Here is a 16,277-nt window from a genome sequence, read left to right as displayed (position 1 = left end):
CTACGGCCCCACCATGCCGCGGACCTTGTTCGCCAGCGCGGTGATCTCGAATGGCTTCGTCATCACCTCCATGCCGCGCTCCAGATGCCCGTTGCCCACGGCCGCGTTTTCGGCGTAGCCGGTGATGAATAGCACCTTCAGGTCCGGGCGCGTGACACGGGCTGCGTCGGCCACCTGCCGTCCGTTCATTCCACCGGGCAGACCCACGTCGGTGATGAGGAGATCGATGCGTGCCCGGGATTGCAGCAGCCGCAGCCCCCGCGACCCCTCTTCCGCCTGGATCACCCGGTAGCCAGCCTGTTCGAGAACTTCGGCGATCAGGATCCGGATGTTCGCCTCGTCCTCGATCACCAGCACGGTTTCGCCGTCGCCGCGCTCGACGGATTCCTGCGCGTAGCGGGGCTCCTCCTGATCGGGGTCGCCGAGGTGGCGGGGCAGGTACAGGCACATCGTGGTGCCCTTGCCCACTTCAGAGTAGATGCGCACCTGTCCGCCGGACTGCCGCACGAAGCCGTAGACCATCGAGAGCCCCAGGCCGGTGCCCTGGCCGATCGGCTTGGTGGTGAAGAAGGGGTCGAAGCAGCGCGCCTTGACTTCAGCCGACATGCCCGCGCCGGTGTCCGTCACGCACAGGGAGACATATTGCCCCGGCGGCAACTCGCGCTCGGCCGCGGCGCGCTCGTCGAGCCACTTGTTCGCCGTCTCGATGGTGAGGCGGCCGCCGTCGGGCATGGCGTCTCGCGCATTGATGCAAAGGTTCAGCAGCGAATTCTCGAGCTGCGGCGAATCGACCTTCGTCGGCCAGAGACCGCCGGCGCCGATCACCTCCACCTCCACGCCCGGCCCCATGCTGCGGCGGATCATCTCTTCCATGCTGCCGACCAGGCGATTGACGTCGGTCGGCTTCGGGTCGAGCGTCTGCCGGCGCGAGAAGGCCAGCAGCCGCTGGGTGAGTGCGGCGGCGCGGCGCACCGATGCCTGGCCCATGGCGATGTAGCGCTCGACACCCTCGAGCTTGCCCTTGGCGAGCTTCGCTTCGAGCACCTGCAGGCTGGCGCTGATGCCACCGAGCAGGTTGTTGAAATCGTGCGCGATGCCGCCGGTGAGCTGGCCGACGGCCTCCATCTTCTGGGATTGGCGCAGCGCTTCCTGCGCCACGTTGAGTTCGATCTGGGCTTCCTTCTCGGCGGTGATGTCCCGCCCGCTGCAGTAGTAGCGGCCTTCCTCGGGCACGCCCGTCCATGACAGCCATCGGTACGTGCCGTCCTTGCGGCGATAGCGGTTGACGAAGTTGACCGCCGGCGTCCCGCCTTCAAGCTCGGCGAAGCCTTGTCGCGTCGCCTGGAGGTCGTCGGGATGGAGCAGGTCGAAGATGGGCGTGATCCGCAGTTCGTCCTCGGACCATCCGAGCACGACTTGCCATGCGGGGTTGGTCTTCTCGAACACGCCGTCGCCGTTGAGCACGCCCAGCAGATCCGACGTGAACCGCCAGAACAGGCTGCGCCCGTGCGAGCGCTCTTCCACCTGTCGCTCCAGATCGCTGTTCAGCGCCCGCAATTGCGCCTCGGTCGCGCGCAGGCGCTCGCGCTCGCCATTCAGGTGCCGCTCCGCCTGCACCTTGGCCGTGGTCTCGACCACGACGGCCATGACGCCGGCGGGCATGCCCGCTTCGTCGAGCAGGGGCGAATAGTCGAGGTTCATCCACGCGGGTTCGGCGCGGCCGTGTCTCGCGAGGGTGAGTTCCTGGTCCTGGTAGCTCAAGGTGCCGCCCGCCAGTCCGACCTTCATGACGTTGTCGTTGAAGTCCGCGACCTCGGGCCATCCTTCCCGGACGCGCGACCCGAGCAGCCGTGGATGCCGGTTGCCTGCGAAGACGGAATAGGCATCGTTGTAGATCATCACGCCCGTCTCGCCCCACAGCATGACGATGGGCACCACCGATCGCAGCATGAGCGCGGTCGCCGTCTTCATGTGCGGCGGCCACTGCTCGATGGGGCCGACGCCGGTCGCGCTCCAGTCATGCCGCGCGATCAGTTCGCCGAGCTGGCCGCCTCCGGCGAGAAAGGGCAGGGACCCGCTCATCGGATGCCCTCGCGCTCGGCCACGGAGCGGCCGTTGCGTGACCACACCTGCAGCAGGAAGTCGTCCTCTTCGTGGCGCACGAGGCGCGCCAGTCCCAACGCCGCCAGTGCCGCATGCACGGCGTCGGTCGACAACCTGCGCTCCTTGAAATCCGGCCGCCAATCGCAAGCGACCAGCGTTCCCGCAGCCGTCAGCGAGTGTCGACAGCAGCCCGCGACGCTGCGCATGTCGGACTCGTCGAGAAAATAGCCCAGCTCGCTCAGCACGATGAGATCAAACGGCCCGGCGTCGTGCGGCCAGTCGTCGGGAAGGCTGTGCTGCTCGACCTGCACGTTGCGCAGCCCGCGTGTGCGTTGGGCAGCGATCTCTACCGCGCGCTGGGAAAAGTCGGCGGCCAGCAACTGGTCGCAGCGCTTCGACAACGCGAGGGTGAGCTCGCCGATGCCGCAGCCGGGTTCGTAGGCGTGCTGGTAGCGCTGCTCGGGCAGGGCGGCGAGCAGGAGATTGCGCTTGCGCTCTTCGTACCAGCGGGTGCGCAGCTGGTAGGGATCGTCGCTGGCGCCATAGAGCCCGGCGAAATAGGCGTCTTGCGTGTCGCTCACGTGAACATCACCTCGAAGGAACGGGCCGCTCTCTCGACCGTGGTGGCGCGGAGGATCGGGCCGGCACCGGTGGAGGCGTCGGGCTCCAGCTGGCTCTTGAAGCACTGGACCGCCTGGCGCTTGCGGGTCACGGCGTCGGCGTCGAGGCTGACTCGGCTTGCGCGATGCCAAGGCAGGCGCTCGTCGCCCGGTGCGGCCCAGTGCCATGCCCACACGGGCACTTCCACCAGCCGCGCACCCGTGCGGGCCGCCGCAAAGGCGCAGGCATGGCCCGTGGCCTCGTGGTCGGGGTGGCCGTCCTGTCGCCAGGTGGTGAAGATCACGTCGGAGCGATCCAGCATCGGCAGCAGCCGGTCCGCCAGCAGGCAGCGCAGTTCCTGCAGGCCGCCGTCGGGCATGCCCAGCCGCACCGGTCCCACGTTGACGCCCAGGCAACGCAGGGCGTTCCGGCTTTCCTGTGGGCGCTCCCTGACCAGTCGATCGGCGGGCCAGGCGGATGATCCGCGATGGCTGGCAGTGCCGTCCGTCACCGCGATCACGCAGATGGAAGTTTCGGTGCGTGCCAGCTGCGCCAGCAGTCCGCCGACGGAGAGCACCTCGTCGTCCGGGTGCGGTGCCACCACCACTGCGCGGGCGCCGTGCGGCACCAGTTGCCCAGGCGTCGCCGGTCGCAACTGCCGAAGGCCGGCCCACGCGTTCCAGTCGAGTTCCGAGGTGCCTTGCCCGCGAATGGGGCGATCGGTCACAGCATCCATGGCGGCGTTTCTCCATCCAGCATCTGTTGGCCCAGCGCCGCGAGGTCGCGCTCCGCGTGGCTCTGCCGCAGGAACACCGGCAGGTCGGCCATGGCGCGTGCGAAGCGCGGGTTGCGGCACATCGGGCCCGCGCCCACCGCACGGCCGGCGTGGTGCATGACTTCGTTGGCAGCGTGCTCGACAACCAGCCGCACGCGCAAGGCAGCGCGTCGGGCGTCTTCTTTCGGATGCGCGTCGATCCAGGCGGCGGTTTCACGCAGCACGGCCGCACCGCCGCCGAGCGCCACGTCGATGGCGCCCAGGTGGGCGAGCCGATGGGCATCGGGCGTCTTGCCACTCGCCTGCCATGTCATGCGCGCGATCCCGAGCGCACCGCCGAACCAGCAGGCCGCGATGCCGGCACCGCCTTGCCAGAAGCCGGGCCGGTTCACGTAGTCGCCGGGGCGGCCGAGTTGCCGGGCGTCGGCGTGATCGAAGCGGACATCCACGCTGCCGCTCGCGGCCATGCCGACGGCGTGCCAGCCGTCCCCTGTGATTGCGACGTGAGGGGGCGCGATGGCGACGGCGGCCAGACAGGGTTCACCCCCGGCATTCCAGCAACTCACGACCGCATGCGTCGCGGCCGCGGCACCCGAGCACCAGGCTTTGGTGCCGGAGAGACGCACATGGGAACCCCCCACGTCTGCCGCGGAGCCGACGGTGTTCATCGTCAGACGCGCATCCGGCGGCTCGGCGCACCAGGTGCCCCAGCGCGAGCCCCGCGGCGGGGCGGGCGCGTCCAGTTCCTGCAGGATCGCGAGTGCGTCGGTATGGCCCTCGAACAGCTTCGCCAGCGAAAGATCATGGGCGGCCACCTCGGCCAGGACTCGCCAGCGCGCGAGTGTTCGCCCGGTTCCCGGCAACGGAAGTTGGTCGACGCCGGCGTCGACCAGATGTGCGAGCGTAAGTCCCGTTCCGTGCTGCTGCTGAAGTCGCGCCAAGGCGTCGTCTGTGACGGAGGCGAGCATGCGTGAATGCGGATGGGTTGAGCGGGCGTGGGAAGAAACGGCCGGTCGACGGTACGCGAAAGAGCCAGTGCGTCCCGTCAGCGGACAGCGCTGGCGCGTGTAGGAGGCCGCTCAGGGCTCGACAAGGTGGGTGGCCAGCAACGGTGCCGCGCCCTTGAGCAGCTCGAACTCCTCGTCAGGGAGGGGCAGGGGCGCGGTGTCGAAATGACTGAGCGTGCCCCAGATGTCACCGCCGGGATTCAGGATGGGGACGCTGTGATACGAGAGGGCGATGCTGGGATAGGAGTAGCCGCGAAGTCTCGCGTCGACCGAAGAGTTGTCGGTCCGGAACTGACCGTCGCGCACGACGAACTGGCAGTAGCTGCTGTCGAACGGAATCGCCGCCAGGTATTCGGGCCGCAGCTTGCCGGTCTTGTCATGCAGCAGCACGTTCTTCAACGTGAGACCCGCAAGCCGGTAGATCGCGCTGTAGCGGTGCGCGACACCGTCGTTCAAGAAGGCAAGGGCGTTGGACGGCCCGTCGGCGTCCAGGATGGAAGAGAGCGTCTGCAACGTGCGAGGCAATCCCATGCGCCATTATGGGCTTGTCAAGGCCGGCAAGGCTGCCGAATTCAGCGTCTCCGCCACCGCGTTCAACAGCGCGTCGGCAAAGCCGCCACGCGCCCTCGCGTGGCTTCGCGCGCTCGTCATGACCCGCGGCTTGGCGCTCCATGCGATGGTCGCGCCCGACGCTTCGAGCGCGCGCACCAAGTCCACGTCCTCGCTGCAGCCCAGGTGCCGAAAGCCACCCGCACGTCGATAGGCCAGCGCCGAGACGCCCAGGTTGGCGCCATGGACGTGCTGGTGCCCGTCCCTGTCCTGGTAGGTCTGGACAAAATGCAGCCGCAGGAGATCCGCATGGATGCCATGGGGCGACCAGTCCTCCACGCCGACCGTGCCGCAGACGGCATCCACATCGAGCGAGAGCTGATCGGCCAGCCAGGTCGGCGACACCAACGTGTCGGCGTCGGTGAAAGCAAGCCACCGCGCTCCCCGCGCGAGCAGGACCTCCGCCCCCACTGCGCGCGCCACGCCCACGTTGCGGGCACGCACGCTGAGGGTGATGGCGCCGGCGCGAGCGGCCAGGACGCCCGTGGCGTCCGTGCATCCGTCGGTGACGACGACGATTTCGGCCGCTTCCCCGGCCAGATGGGGATGAAGCGCTGCACGCCGCGCCGCCCCAACGCATTCGGCGATCGTGTCCTGCTCGTTGTGGGCCGGTATGACGATGCCAAGCATGTGTTGAGGTTGTAGGTGGTGGGCTGTCTGGGGGATGCGGCAAGCGTAGGGCGGCCGACGCGCGAGGCGCGTCGGTCGAGATGGCAACGGCGCGTAGGGCGCCGCCGGGAAGATCGGAAGCGATGTCTTTAGACATTGCGCGCAGGCGGCGCAGCGTGGCTGGCGCGCGGCGCGCGGCGCAGTCTATCGGCCGGGTCGCGCGCCGGCCTTGTCGGTGGAGGCCAATTGATCGCGTACTGCGGTCACGTGGGACCCGACCTTTGCCAGCGCATCGTTCAACGCCGCTTCGCTGCAATGAAACTGTGCGCACCAGTACTGCAGCTCGACCGGGTCCTGGGCGTTGACGCGGCCGGGGTCCAGGGGCTTGAAATGGCTCAGATCGACTGTCATGTCCGCTCCTTCAGGGGTCCGCAACCAAGTCTTATAGGGCGGAGGCCGCCCGCATACAAGCGCGAGACATCGACAAGGGCAACCCTGCGTAACACTGGCTTCATTCAGGTGGCGTACGCTTCGGCCAGACAGTCTGCCGGCGCTGGTAGAGGGCGCTTCGGCACCCACCCGTCAAGGGCGGTTCCTCGATGCCGGCGGCTGTCTTTGCGTCTGTGTCCCCGCGGTGCCTAATCGGAAGGCATCGCGTTGGAAGCCAAGTCTGGAGTCGATTCCGGACGTTCTTCAGGGTGTTGTCCACAGGTCTGTCCACGGGGCCGGTGGAGAACCTATCGATCCCGGCCCGCCGCTTCATCGGGGATGCCCTGAAGGTCCGCCATCCACACCGCCGCCTCCGAATCGCTCGGCGCGCGCCAGTCGCCGCGCGGGGAGAGCGAGCCGCCCGATCCGACCTTGGGCGCATTCGGCACGCACGAGCGCTTGAACTGGCTGGTCTTGAAGAAGCGGTAGAGAAAGGTGCCGAGGTGCTTGCGGATCTCCGCGAGCGAGTAAGCGTTGCGCTCGGCCTGCAACTCGTCCGGCCAGCGACCTTTTTCGCGGTCATGCCACGCCGTGTACGCCAGGAACGCCACCTTGCTCGGCTTGAAGCCGTAGCGCAGCGTGTAGTAGAGGTGGAAATCCTGAAGCTCGTACGGCCCGACGAAGTCCTCGGTCTTTTGCCCGGGTTGCCGTGCGGCATCCTCCGCCGAGCCGGCTTCGTGCGGCACCAGTTCCGGGCTGACTTCGGTTTCGAGGATGGCTTGCAGCACCGTGCTGCCGGCCGGCCCGATCTGGCCGTTCTGCGCGACCCAGCGCACCAGATGCTTGATGAGCGTCTTCGGCACGCTCGCGTTCACGTTGTAGTGCGACATGTGGTCGCCGACGCCGTAGGTGCACCAGCCGAGCGCAAGTTCGCTCAGGTCGCCCGTGCCCACCACGATCGCGCCGTGGAAGTTGGCGAGCCTGAACAGGTGGCTGGTCCGCTCGCCGGCCTGCACGTTCTCGAAGGTGATGTCGTACTGCGGCACGCCGTCGGCAAAAGGGTGCCCGAGGTCGACCAGCATCTGGTGGCAACTCGGCCGGATGTCGATCTCGCGCGACGTGCAGCCGATTGCGTCCATGAGCTGGTGCGCCTGGTCCCGGGTTCGATCGCTGGTGGCGAAGCCGGGCATCGTGAACCCGAGGATGTTGGCCCGCGGCAGGGACAGCCGGTCCATCGCCTGCGCGCACACGAGCAGGGCGTGGGTCGAGTCGAGGCCGCCCGACACGCCGATCACCAGTTTCCGGATGCCCGCGGCCTCCAGCCGTTGCACCAGCGACTGGACCTGGATGTTGAAGACCTCCATGCAGCGCTCGTCGCGATGGCGCGCATCCGCGGGCACGTACGGAAAGCGCTCCACATTGCGCATCAGCGCCGGGGCAGGCAACGACTTCGGCGCGGTGCAGTCGAAGTCCACCGTGCGCCAGCCGGCCAGCGACTGCTTGTGCCGCTGGACCGAAACGCCGAAGGAGTTCTGGCGCATGCGCTCGCGCGATAGCCGTTCGAGATCGACGTCGGACATGATCATGTGCGACTGGTTGCTGAAGCGCTCGCTCTCGGCCAGCATCTCGCCGCTCTCGTAGATCAGGGCCTGCCCGTCCCAGGCGAGATCGGTGGTCGACTCCCCGATGCCGGCCGACGAATAAAGATACGCGGCGAGGCAACGCGCCGAATGCAGGCTGACCAGGCGATGGCGGTATTCCGACTTGCCGATGGTGATGTTCGAGGCGGAGAGATTGACCAGCACGGTGGCCCCGGCGAGCGCTGCGTAGCTCGATGGCGGGATCGGCACCCAGACGTCCTCGCAGATTTCCACATGCAGCTTGAGCAGTGGCAATTGGCGTGCCTGCACGATCACGTCGGTGCCGAAGGCAACGCGCTGGCCGCACAGCTCGATCTCGGTGGACAGGGCGCTGTCGGCGGCGCTGAACTGGCGGGCCTCGTAGAACTCGCCGTAGTTGGGCAGATAAGTCTTGGGCCAGACTGCGAGGATCCGGCCACCGCTCACGGCGACGGCGCAGTTGTAGAGCCGATGGTCCAAGCGCAGCGGAAGTCCCACGACCGCAAGCGCGGCGATTTGCTTCGACGCCGCCACGACGCTCGCGAGCCCGGCTTCGCAGGCTTCGAGCAGAGCGGCCTGATGGAAGAGGTCGTCGCACGTGTACGCCGACAGGCCCAGTTCCGGAAAAGCGACGACCACCGCGCCCTGCGCGCTGGCCTCTCGATACAGCGCGACGGTTTCCCCGGCGTTGAACACCGGGTCGGCCACCCGGTTGCGTGGCACCGCTACCGCCACTCTTGCGAAGCCGTGGGCGTAGGGGTCAAGAAACTCGGGCAGGGTGGTCATGAGGCTTTCCTTGTGGCGAGACGGATGCGAGCGGCCGGCGTGGTCGACGCATTGGGCGGCGTAGGAGTCAAGCTTGCGGGTCGGCAGCCTACAACGCGGACGTGACTTCCCGTCCAAGAATGTTTCTTTTATGTTTTTGAGGAAACGGAGGCAACATGGAACCCAAGTCCTGGATCGCGACGCTCAAGGAAGCGGACGCCAATCGGCCGGATCTGCCTGGCGAACATCTCGTCGTGCTTGGTGTCGGCCTGCTGCTGATGATGGCATCGGGGCGAAGCCGCACGGTCATCGGCAAGGCGCTGATCGGCGCTGCGGCCGGCGCGTTCATCGGCCGAGCGGCCAGCGGCACCGGCGGTCTGACGCGCCTGACGGCCAAGATCGACGAGGCATTGACGCGGTACAGGCTCTAGACGGTGCGCTGCGGCGAGCCGCGCTAACCAGCGCGTTTCGCTTGCTCGCGAGTGCCGGCGCGCGATGCGCGCTTGGCGGGCTTGCGCGGACCCAGGTTCGCCAGCAACGGCTGGGGCGCGTCGGGGGCCTGAAGGGGCTGGGCGGGCTCCAGAAGGGCGCCCATGCCTTTCGAGAACTCAGTGCACGCGCGATCGAAGGCCGCAAGCGCCTCGAAATATTCGCGCCGGGCAGCCTTGGCGGTCATGGCGCACCACGCGATCGGGGGGTGTCCGCAACGCACCCGGAAGGGACAAGGACACGAGTCTTTGTCTTACAAGTGGGCGAAACCCGGGCTAAGACAAGAGTACACAATCTGAATACCTCCTTGGAGCGCCGGGATGAAGTTTTGCGAAGCGTGCCATACGCCAAACAAGGACCGTGCCAGATACTGCCTCGGTTGTAAAGGCAAGTTCTCGGGCGTGCGCTTCGCAGCCAATACCTCCGCAAGCACCTTCCCGGATTCACTGGAGGCCATGTCCGCGCCGCCCGTGCCGACGCGGAAACTGGACCGTGCGGGCCGGGCGCCCAGGGCGGGCAAGCGCATCGGCTTGCGTGTGCTGCTGCTTCTGCTGGTTTCCCTCGGCGCGTTCGCGTACTGGTATTCGAGCCATCTGGCAGTCGGCTTGTCGATGTTCGACAAGGCAATCTCTGGCTTCTCTTCCACTTCCTTCACTTCCAGGCTCGCGTCGCTGTGGCAGTCGTCGGCCTCGGACGAAGTGGCCATCGTCGAGACGCCGGTTCAGCCCGTGATTCCCGCGACGGTCCGGCCGCCTGTGGCGGCGCCTGCTCCGGCACCCGTATCCCGTCGACGCAACGACGACAGTGCGCCGAAGCCGAGAAGCGCCGAGAGAGCGAGCGACTCCGCGAACGCATTCGACGCGGAGCGCAAGGTTCAGCGGGCCAAGCCGGTCGAACAGGTTCAGCCGCCGCTCGTGATCGGCTCGGCATTCCAGGCGCCTGCGCCCGTTCTGGCGCCGCCGGACGCGCCGGCGGGGGCCATTCCCGAGCCTGAGCGCGCCGTCACGGAGCCGAAGGAAAAAGAGTGCAGCGAAGCGCTGGCTGCACTGGCCTTGTGCCCGAAGTGAAAGCGAGCGGCCCGCACTTCGATCACATGCAGGCACTGTGTCAGCCAGCCCTGCCGTTTCGCCAGACAAACGTGCAGAACGCTGCAATCTTGCAGCTACCAGTTGACACGCGCCTTGCCCACACTTGCTTGCATCGACAGCGGATGTTCCAGATGCAAGCCCGTCTCTACCCCAGCACCGTCTACCTGAGCGCCCCCGGGATGATCCGGCTCGTCCAGCGCAAGGGCCTCTCCGCTTGCATCGCGGGGGTGGCCGATCGCATCGAGCGCGAGTTCCTGCGATGGAACGACTTCGACAAGACGGCGCGCGTGGCCAGCCATTCGGACGTCGGCGTGATCGAACTGATGCCGATCGCCGATGCCGAGCAGTTCGCGTTCAAGTACGTCAACGGCCACCCGGCCAATCACCTGCATGGCCTGCCCACGGTGATGGCCTTCGGCGTGCTCGCCGACGTGCGCACCGGCGCGCCGCGCTTCCTGTCGGAGCTGACGCTGACGACGGCCATCCGCACCGCAGCGATGTCCGCGCTCGCGGCCCGCGAGCTGGCGCGGCCGGGGAGTCGCAGCATGGCGCTGATCGGCAATGGCGCGCAAGGCGAATTCCAGGCACTCGCGTTTCGCGACCTGCTGGGCATTCGCGAGCTTCGCCTGTTCGATACGGATCTGGCCGCAAGCGCCAAGCTGGCAGCCAATCTCGGCGGCCAGGGCTTCCAGCTCCGCATTTGCGCCAGCACGGCCGAGGCGGTGCGAGGCGCCGACATCGTGACCACCGCGACGGCCGACAAGACCAACGCGACCATCCTCACGCCCGACATGGTCGTCCCCGGCATGCACATCAACGCGCTCGGTGGCGACTGCCCGGGCAAGACGGAGCTGCATCGGGGCGTGCTGGAGCGCGCGGCGGTGTTCGTCGAGTTCGAGCCGCAATCGCGCATCGAAGGCGAGATCCAGCAGATGCCTGCCGACTTCGCGGTGACCGAGTTCTGGGAGGTGCTCGCCGGCCGTCGACCGGGCCGGGTCGATGCCTCGGAGGTCACGGTGTTCGACTCGGTCGGCTTCGCGCTGGAAGACTTCGCGGCGCTCGCCTTCATGCGGGAAACCGCCGAGGCGCTGGGGCTCGGCGAGATCCTCGACCTCATGCCCGAGACGGCCGACCCGAAGAATCTGTTTGGCGTCTTGCGCATCGCGAGCGGTAGCGAAGCGGCGCGCGACGTCATGATGGCGGCGCTCCACTGAGTGCGGACGTGAAGAGCCGCTTGCCCCGCGACCTCAGCAGCGTCACCAGCCGCTGCGCCGCCGGCGACAGATAGCCCTCCTTGCGATAGGTGACGCCCAGGTGGCGTCGCAGCGTCGTTTCCTTCAAGCGCACCTCGCGCAGCACGCTCGCCGCGCCGCTCGCGTTCAGCGTGTGGCGCGACAGGAAGCTGAGCAGATGCGTGCGTGCGATCAGCCGCGGCAGCAGCGGAATCGAATTGGCGTCGATCTGTGCGGTCGGGGTCGGCAAGCCGCGCGAACGGAAAGCCGCGTCGAGCCACTGCCGGCTCACGATGGTGTTCACCGGCAGCACCCAGCGCCAGGCGAGCAGCGATTCCATCGTGATCCGCGGCAGTGCGAACACAGGGTGATCCGGACTGGTCGCGACCACCACCACGTCCTCCACGATCGAGTGCGTCACGAAGTCGTCGTCGTCCTCGGGCATCAGTCCGATGAGGAGGTCGATCGCGCCCTCGCGCAAGCGCTCGCGCAACGCGATGCTCGGCGCCACAGTGATGTCGATGGTGGTCTCGCTGGCTTCGGCCAGCAGCAGGCTGCAGATTTCGGGCAGCACGTGATCGGCGGCGATCGGCCCGCTGCCGATGCGCACGTGGCCTGCGTTGCCCTTGGCGAAATCGCCCACCTCGCGCAGCGCCTCTTCGGTCGCGCCGCGCAGCACGCGTGCACGCGCCAGCAATACCTGGCCTACGGGCGTGAGCCGGATGCCGCGGCCCTTGCGCTCGAACAGCGCGGCGCCGAAGGCTTCCTCCAGCCTTTGCACCGCCTTGGTCAGCGCGGGTTGCGTGCGGCCCAGCTTGTCGGCGGCCTGCCCGACGTGGCCCAGGTCGGCCACGACCTCGAAATACTTCAGGTCTCGAAGGTGGATGTCCATTCATAGCTCCGAGGAATCGATGGATGAACATTATCGAATGGACGGAATGGATCGGAGTTTTCAGAATTCACCCTACCAACAGGAGACATTCCATGACCCGTCGATACCGTTTGCTGGCAGGCGCCGCTCTCGCACTGCTCGCCTGCAGCAGCCTTGCCCAGACCCCGTGGCCCGCCAAGCCGATCAAGCTGGTCGTGCCTTTCCCGCCCGGTGGCGGCACCGACTTCGTGGCGCGCCTCATTGCCGAGAAGCTGACGACCCAGGCCGGATGGGTGATCGTGATCGACAACAAGCCCGGTGCGGGCGGCAACATCGGGCTCGACGCCGTGGCCAAGTCGGCCCCCGATGGCTACACCATCGGCCTCGGGCAGACCGCCAATCTGGCAATCAACCCAGCGCTCTACGCGAAGATGCCCTTCGATCCGCTGAAGGATTTCGCGCCGATCGCCTCGGTCGCATCGCAGCCGGTGGTGCTGCTGGTGAACGCGTCGTCGCCCTACAAGACGTTGGCCGACGTGGTCGCCGCGTCGAAGGCCAAGCCCGAATCACTGCGCATCGGCCTGGCCGGCAACGGCACCGTGGGCCATCTGGCCGGCGAGATGCTGGAGCGCCGCGCGGACATCAAGATGCTGAACGTGCCATACAAGGGCGCGGGACCGGCCATGACCGACCTGCTCGGCAACCAGGTGGAGCTGAACTTCGCGAACACGCCCGTCGCGATCCCCCAACTGACCGGCGGCAAGGTCCGCGCACTGGCCATCAGCTCGCCGCAACGGCTGAAGACCGTGCCACAACTTGCAGCCGTGCCGACGGTCGCGGAGCAGGGTTATCCGGGCTTCGACGCGATCACCTGGACCGGGCTGGTCGCACCCGCGGGCACGCCCCCGGCAGTGGTCGAGCGCATCAACAGCGAGGTGCAGAAGATCCTCAAGCGTCCGGACGTGCTCGAGAAGCTGGCGCTCGAAGGCAGCACGGCCGCTGCCGAAGGCACGCCCCGGCAGTTCGGCGACTACATCCGCAGCGAACACCAGAAATGGGGCGCGCTGATCCGCGGAGCCAACATCAAGCTCGACTGAGCCGCGACAGGACTTACCCAGTGAACCCCACCATCCTGGTCACGGCGCCCAAGCTCGCGAAGGCCGGCACCGACCTCCTGACGCAAGCCGGCGCGCGCGTGATCTACCTTGCCGACCCCGACAGCGTGGAAGAGGTCGAACGCATCATGGCCACGGAGCCCGTCGATGCGGTCATCTCGCGCACGGTACAGCTCTCGGGCCGGGCCATCGCGGCATGCCCCACGCTCAAGGTCATCTCCAAGCATGGCGTCGGCGTCAGCAACATCGATGTCGATGCGGCCACCGCGCGCGGCATCCCGGTCTACGTGACGCCGGGCGCCAATGCGCAGTCGGTGGCCGAGATGACGCTGGGGCTGATGTTCGCCGCGGCACGCCGCATCGGCTGGATGGACGCCGAGTTGCACGCCGGCCGCTGGTCGCGCGCGCAGGATGGCGTAGAACTGCATGGCAAGACGCTGGGACTGGTCGGCTTCGGCCAGATCGGCCAGCGCGTCGCGACGGTATGCCGGGCGCTCGGCATGGAAGTGCTGGCCTTCGACCCGGCACTGACCGATGGCAAGAGCGCAGTCGATGGCGTGCGGCTGGTGCCGTCGCTGGCCGCGATGCTGCCGCAGGTCGATGTGCTCAGCCTGCATGTGCCGCTCAACAAGCACACCCGCAACATGCTCGGTGCCGGGCAGTTCGCGGCGATGCGGCGCGGCGCCATCCTCGTCAATACGGCGCGCGGCGAAGTGGTCGACGAGCCGGCGTTGATCGCTGCGCTGCGGCGCGGCCAACTGCACGCGGCTGGCCTCGACACCATGGCGGTCGAGCCGCTGCCTGCCGACAGCCCGCTGGCTGCATTGCCCAACGTCGTGCTGACGCCGCATGTCGGCGGTTCCACGCCTGCCGCCCTCGCGGGCATGGCCAGCGGCGCCGCGCGCAACGTGCTCGGCTGGCTGCAGGGCCGACCGGTCGATCCGTCGGCCTGTGTCAATCCCCAGGTCTTTTCCTGATCCCCACCCGTCTGATGTCCCCGGAGATTCCATGAGCAACGAAACCGCCGTCCAGTGGCCCGCCGGCTACCGCATCCATCCCCGCGCCGCAGGCCCCGCAGCCGATGTCGTGGCAGCGTTCCGCGACATCCCGGTCGCGGCGATCGGCGATGCGATGAGCCGAAACATCGGCACCATCGGCCTGCGCCAGTACCACGCGCGGCTCGACACCGTGCTGTGCGGCCCGGCCGTCACGGTGCGCGTGCGCCCCGGCGACAACCTGATGATCCACAAGGCGCTGATGATGGTGCAGCCCGGCGACGTGCTGGTCATCGATGGCGGCGGCGATGTGTCGCAGGCCCTGGTCGGCGGGCTGATCCGCACGACCTGTCTCTTCAAGCGCCTCGGCGGCCTCGTCATCGACGGCGCGGTGCGCGACCTGTGCGAATGGGCGGAGGAGGGCATGCCAATCTTCGCTCGCGGCCACACGCACCGTGGCCCGAGCAAGGACGGCCCCGGCGAGATCAACGTGCCGGTCTCCTGCGCCGGCCTCGCGGTGCTGCCGGGCGACCTGGTCGTCGGCGATGCCGATGGCGTCATTGCCATTCCAGCAGCCGAGTGCGTCGACGTCCTGGCGCGAAGCCGCGCGCACCTGGTGAAGGAAGCGAAGATCCGCGCCGACAACGCGGCAGGCAAGTCCGACCCCGAGCGCTTCGACGCGACCTTGCGCGCCAAGGGCCTGCCGGTGTGAGCGCCGCCGTGACGACGACCTCATCGACCGGCCTGGAGCACGTGGCCGCGCCGAGTTCGTCCGCGCCGGCGGGCGCAGGCGGATCGAAGCTGCCGCGCAAGCTGCGCCGCATGCTGTCGCTGGACGATTTCGAGCACGCGGCACGGCGCTTCCTGCCCGCGCCCATCTTTGCCTACGTGTCGGGCGGCTGCGAGACGAACCGCTCTCTGCGGGCCAATCGCAGCGCGTTCGAAGGCTTCGCGTGGGTGCCCCGCATCCTCACCGACACGTCCACACGCACACTGGCCACGCCCTTGCTCGGCAGGCAGTACGCGGCGCCGTTCGGCATCGCGCCCATGGGCATCGGCGCGCTGTCGGCCTACCGCGGCGACCTCGTCCAGGCGCAGGCGGCCGCGGCCACCAACGTGCCGATGATCCTGAGCGGGACTTCCCTGATCGCGATGGAGGAAGTCGCTCGCGCCAATCCGGCCGCCTGGTTCCAGGCCTATGTGCCCGGCGAGCCGGAGCGCATCCTCAAGCTGCTGGACCGGGTGGAGCGCGCCGGCTTCGGCACGCTCGTGGTCACGGTGGACACGCCGGTCTCGGGCAACCGCGAGAACAACATCCGGGCCGGCTTCTCCACGCCGCTGCGGCCGAGCCTTCGCCTCGCGCTGGACGGCATCACGCGCCCGGGGTGGCTTTGCAAGACGGCGCTGCGCACGCTGCTCGTGCACGGCATGCCGCATTTCGAGAACTCGCAGTCCACGCGCGGTGCGCCGATCCTGTCGTCCAGCGTGATGCGCGACTTCGGCGCGCGCGACCACCTGAACTGGGAGCACTTCGCGCTGATACGCCGGCGCTGGCAAGGCCAACTGGTCGTCAAGGGCATCCTCGACCCTCGCGATGCGCTGCAGGCGCGAGAGCACGGTGCCGACGGCGTCATCCTGTCGAACCACGGCGGCCGGCAGCTGGATGGCGCCGTGTCGCCGATGCAGGTGCTGCCTGCGGTCGTCGATGCGCTCGGCAAGGACTATCCCGTGATGATCGACAGCGGCTTTCGTCGCGGCAACGACGTGCTGCTCGCGCTGGCGCTGGGCGCGAAGTTCGTCTTCGTCGGGCGGCCGTTCAACTACGCCGGCGCGATGGCGGGGCAGGCCGGCGTGGAGCACGCCATCGGCATCCTGGCGTCGGAGATCATGCGCAACATGGCGCTGATCGGGGTCCGGAGTCCCGCGGGCGTGGGCCGCCAGAACCTTTTCGGCACGGCGTAGGCGCAACGC

Annotated in this window: 17 protein-coding genes; 7 read left to right on the top strand and 10 right to left on the bottom strand. The window is 68.0% G+C overall.

Features of this window, described 5'->3' with window-relative positions; translation table 11 throughout:
- The 8 genes from QTH90_RS05415 to QTH90_RS05380 all read right to left on the bottom strand — a co-directional run bounded on the left by QTH90_RS05415 (position 1) and on the right by QTH90_RS05380 (position 8,537).
- Entirely contained in the window at positions 1-2,082 is a 2,082-nt protein-coding gene (locus QTH90_RS05415; protein WP_286663488.1) for a hybrid sensor histidine kinase/response regulator, read from the bottom strand.
- Positions 2,079-2,684, bottom strand: coding sequence for a methyltransferase domain-containing protein (locus QTH90_RS05410; RefSeq protein WP_286663487.1), 606 nt, complete (start codon positions 2,682-2,684; stop codon positions 2,079-2,081). Before QTH90_RS05410 ends, QTH90_RS05415 begins: the two co-directional genes overlap by 4 nt.
- Positions 2,681-3,439: a PIG-L deacetylase family protein gene (locus QTH90_RS05405; protein WP_286663486.1), complete on the bottom strand. Its 759-nt coding sequence runs from the start codon at positions 3,437-3,439 to the stop codon at positions 2,681-2,683. The genes QTH90_RS05410 and QTH90_RS05405 overlap by 4 nt, the downstream gene beginning before the upstream one ends.
- Entirely contained in the window at positions 3,427-4,446 is a 1,020-nt protein-coding gene (locus tag QTH90_RS05400; RefSeq protein WP_286663485.1) for an acyl-CoA dehydrogenase family protein, read from the bottom strand. Before QTH90_RS05400 ends, QTH90_RS05405 begins: the two co-directional genes overlap by 13 nt.
- A 111-nt stretch (positions 4,447-4,557) precedes the next feature.
- Positions 4,558-5,016 carry a GAF domain-containing protein gene (locus QTH90_RS05395; RefSeq protein ID WP_286663484.1) on the bottom strand — a complete coding sequence of 153 codons (459 nt, stop codon included), beginning with the start codon at positions 5,014-5,016 and terminating at the stop codon, positions 4,558-4,560.
- Between the two features lie 6 nt (positions 5,017-5,022).
- On the bottom strand, positions 5,023-5,724 hold the full coding sequence (locus tag QTH90_RS05390; protein ID WP_286663483.1) for a glycosyltransferase family 2 protein: 702 nt from the start codon (positions 5,722-5,724) through the stop codon (positions 5,023-5,025).
- Between the two features lie 183 nt (positions 5,725-5,907).
- Positions 5,908-6,114, bottom strand: a complete 207-nt coding sequence (locus QTH90_RS05385) for a DUF3606 domain-containing protein (RefSeq protein ID WP_286663482.1) — start codon at positions 6,112-6,114, stop codon at positions 5,908-5,910.
- 326 nt (positions 6,115-6,440) lie between these two features.
- The gene (locus tag QTH90_RS05380; RefSeq protein ID WP_286663481.1) at positions 6,441-8,537 is read right to left on the bottom strand and encodes an NAD(+) synthase; all 2,097 of its coding nucleotides are present in this window, start codon (positions 8,535-8,537) and stop codon (positions 6,441-6,443) included.
- 155 nt (positions 8,538-8,692) lie between these two features.
- Here QTH90_RS05380 and QTH90_RS05375 point away from each other — a divergent pair, with 155 nt between their 5' ends.
- On the top strand, positions 8,693-8,947 hold the full coding sequence (locus QTH90_RS05375; RefSeq protein ID WP_286663480.1) for a hypothetical protein: 255 nt from the start codon (positions 8,693-8,695) through the stop codon (positions 8,945-8,947).
- Between the two features lie 23 nt (positions 8,948-8,970).
- Here QTH90_RS05375 and QTH90_RS05370 read toward each other — a convergent pair whose 3' ends face one another.
- The gene (locus tag QTH90_RS05370) at positions 8,971-9,192 is read right to left on the bottom strand and encodes a hypothetical protein (protein ID WP_286663479.1); all 222 of its coding nucleotides are present in this window, start codon (positions 9,190-9,192) and stop codon (positions 8,971-8,973) included.
- A 133-nt stretch (positions 9,193-9,325) separates the two neighbouring features.
- Between QTH90_RS05370 and QTH90_RS05365 the strand changes: the two genes are divergently transcribed.
- Positions 9,326-10,072: a hypothetical protein gene (locus QTH90_RS05365; RefSeq protein WP_286663478.1), complete on the top strand. Its 747-nt coding sequence runs from the start codon at positions 9,326-9,328 to the stop codon at positions 10,070-10,072.
- A gap of 152 nt (positions 10,073-10,224) precedes the next feature.
- The gene (gene ocd / locus QTH90_RS05360; RefSeq protein ID WP_286663477.1) at positions 10,225-11,307 is read left to right on the top strand and encodes an ornithine cyclodeaminase; all 1,083 of its coding nucleotides are present in this window, start codon (positions 10,225-10,227) and stop codon (positions 11,305-11,307) included.
- On the opposite strand, the gene QTH90_RS05355 is transcribed toward ocd, so the two are convergent.
- On the bottom strand, positions 11,285-12,217 hold the full coding sequence (locus tag QTH90_RS05355) for a LysR family transcriptional regulator (RefSeq protein WP_286663476.1): 933 nt from the start codon (positions 12,215-12,217) through the stop codon (positions 11,285-11,287). The two genes, ocd and QTH90_RS05355, sit on opposite strands and share 23 nt — an antisense overlap.
- Before the next feature lie 92 nt (positions 12,218-12,309).
- Between QTH90_RS05355 and QTH90_RS05350 the strand changes: the two genes are divergently transcribed.
- The 4 genes from QTH90_RS05350 to QTH90_RS05335 all read left to right on the top strand — a co-directional run bounded on the left by QTH90_RS05350 (position 12,310) and on the right by QTH90_RS05335 (position 16,268).
- The gene (locus QTH90_RS05350) at positions 12,310-13,293 is read left to right on the top strand and encodes a Bug family tripartite tricarboxylate transporter substrate binding protein (protein WP_286663475.1); all 984 of its coding nucleotides are present in this window, start codon (positions 12,310-12,312) and stop codon (positions 13,291-13,293) included.
- 20 nt (positions 13,294-13,313) lie between these two features.
- Positions 13,314-14,288 carry a hydroxyacid dehydrogenase gene (locus QTH90_RS05345; RefSeq protein WP_286663474.1) on the top strand — a complete coding sequence of 325 codons (975 nt, stop codon included), beginning with the start codon at positions 13,314-13,316 and terminating at the stop codon, positions 14,286-14,288.
- A gap of 31 nt (positions 14,289-14,319) precedes the next feature.
- Positions 14,320-15,018 (top strand): RraA family protein, encoded by a 699-nt coding sequence (locus tag QTH90_RS05340; RefSeq protein WP_286663473.1) that lies wholly within the window; start codon positions 14,320-14,322, stop codon positions 15,016-15,018.
- Positions 15,019-15,128: 110 nt separating this feature from the next.
- The gene (locus QTH90_RS05335; RefSeq protein WP_353506611.1) at positions 15,129-16,268 is read left to right on the top strand and encodes an alpha-hydroxy acid oxidase; all 1,140 of its coding nucleotides are present in this window, start codon (positions 15,129-15,131) and stop codon (positions 16,266-16,268) included.
- Positions 16,269-16,277 lie beyond the last annotated feature (9 nt).

It is taken from the genome of Variovorax flavidus, assembly GCF_030317145.1.
Classification (GTDB): Bacteria; Pseudomonadota; Gammaproteobacteria; order Burkholderiales; family Burkholderiaceae_C; genus Variovorax; species Variovorax flavidus.
The sequence above is the reverse complement of the archived record's forward strand: the minus strand, read 5'-3'. Positions and strand labels throughout refer to the sequence as shown.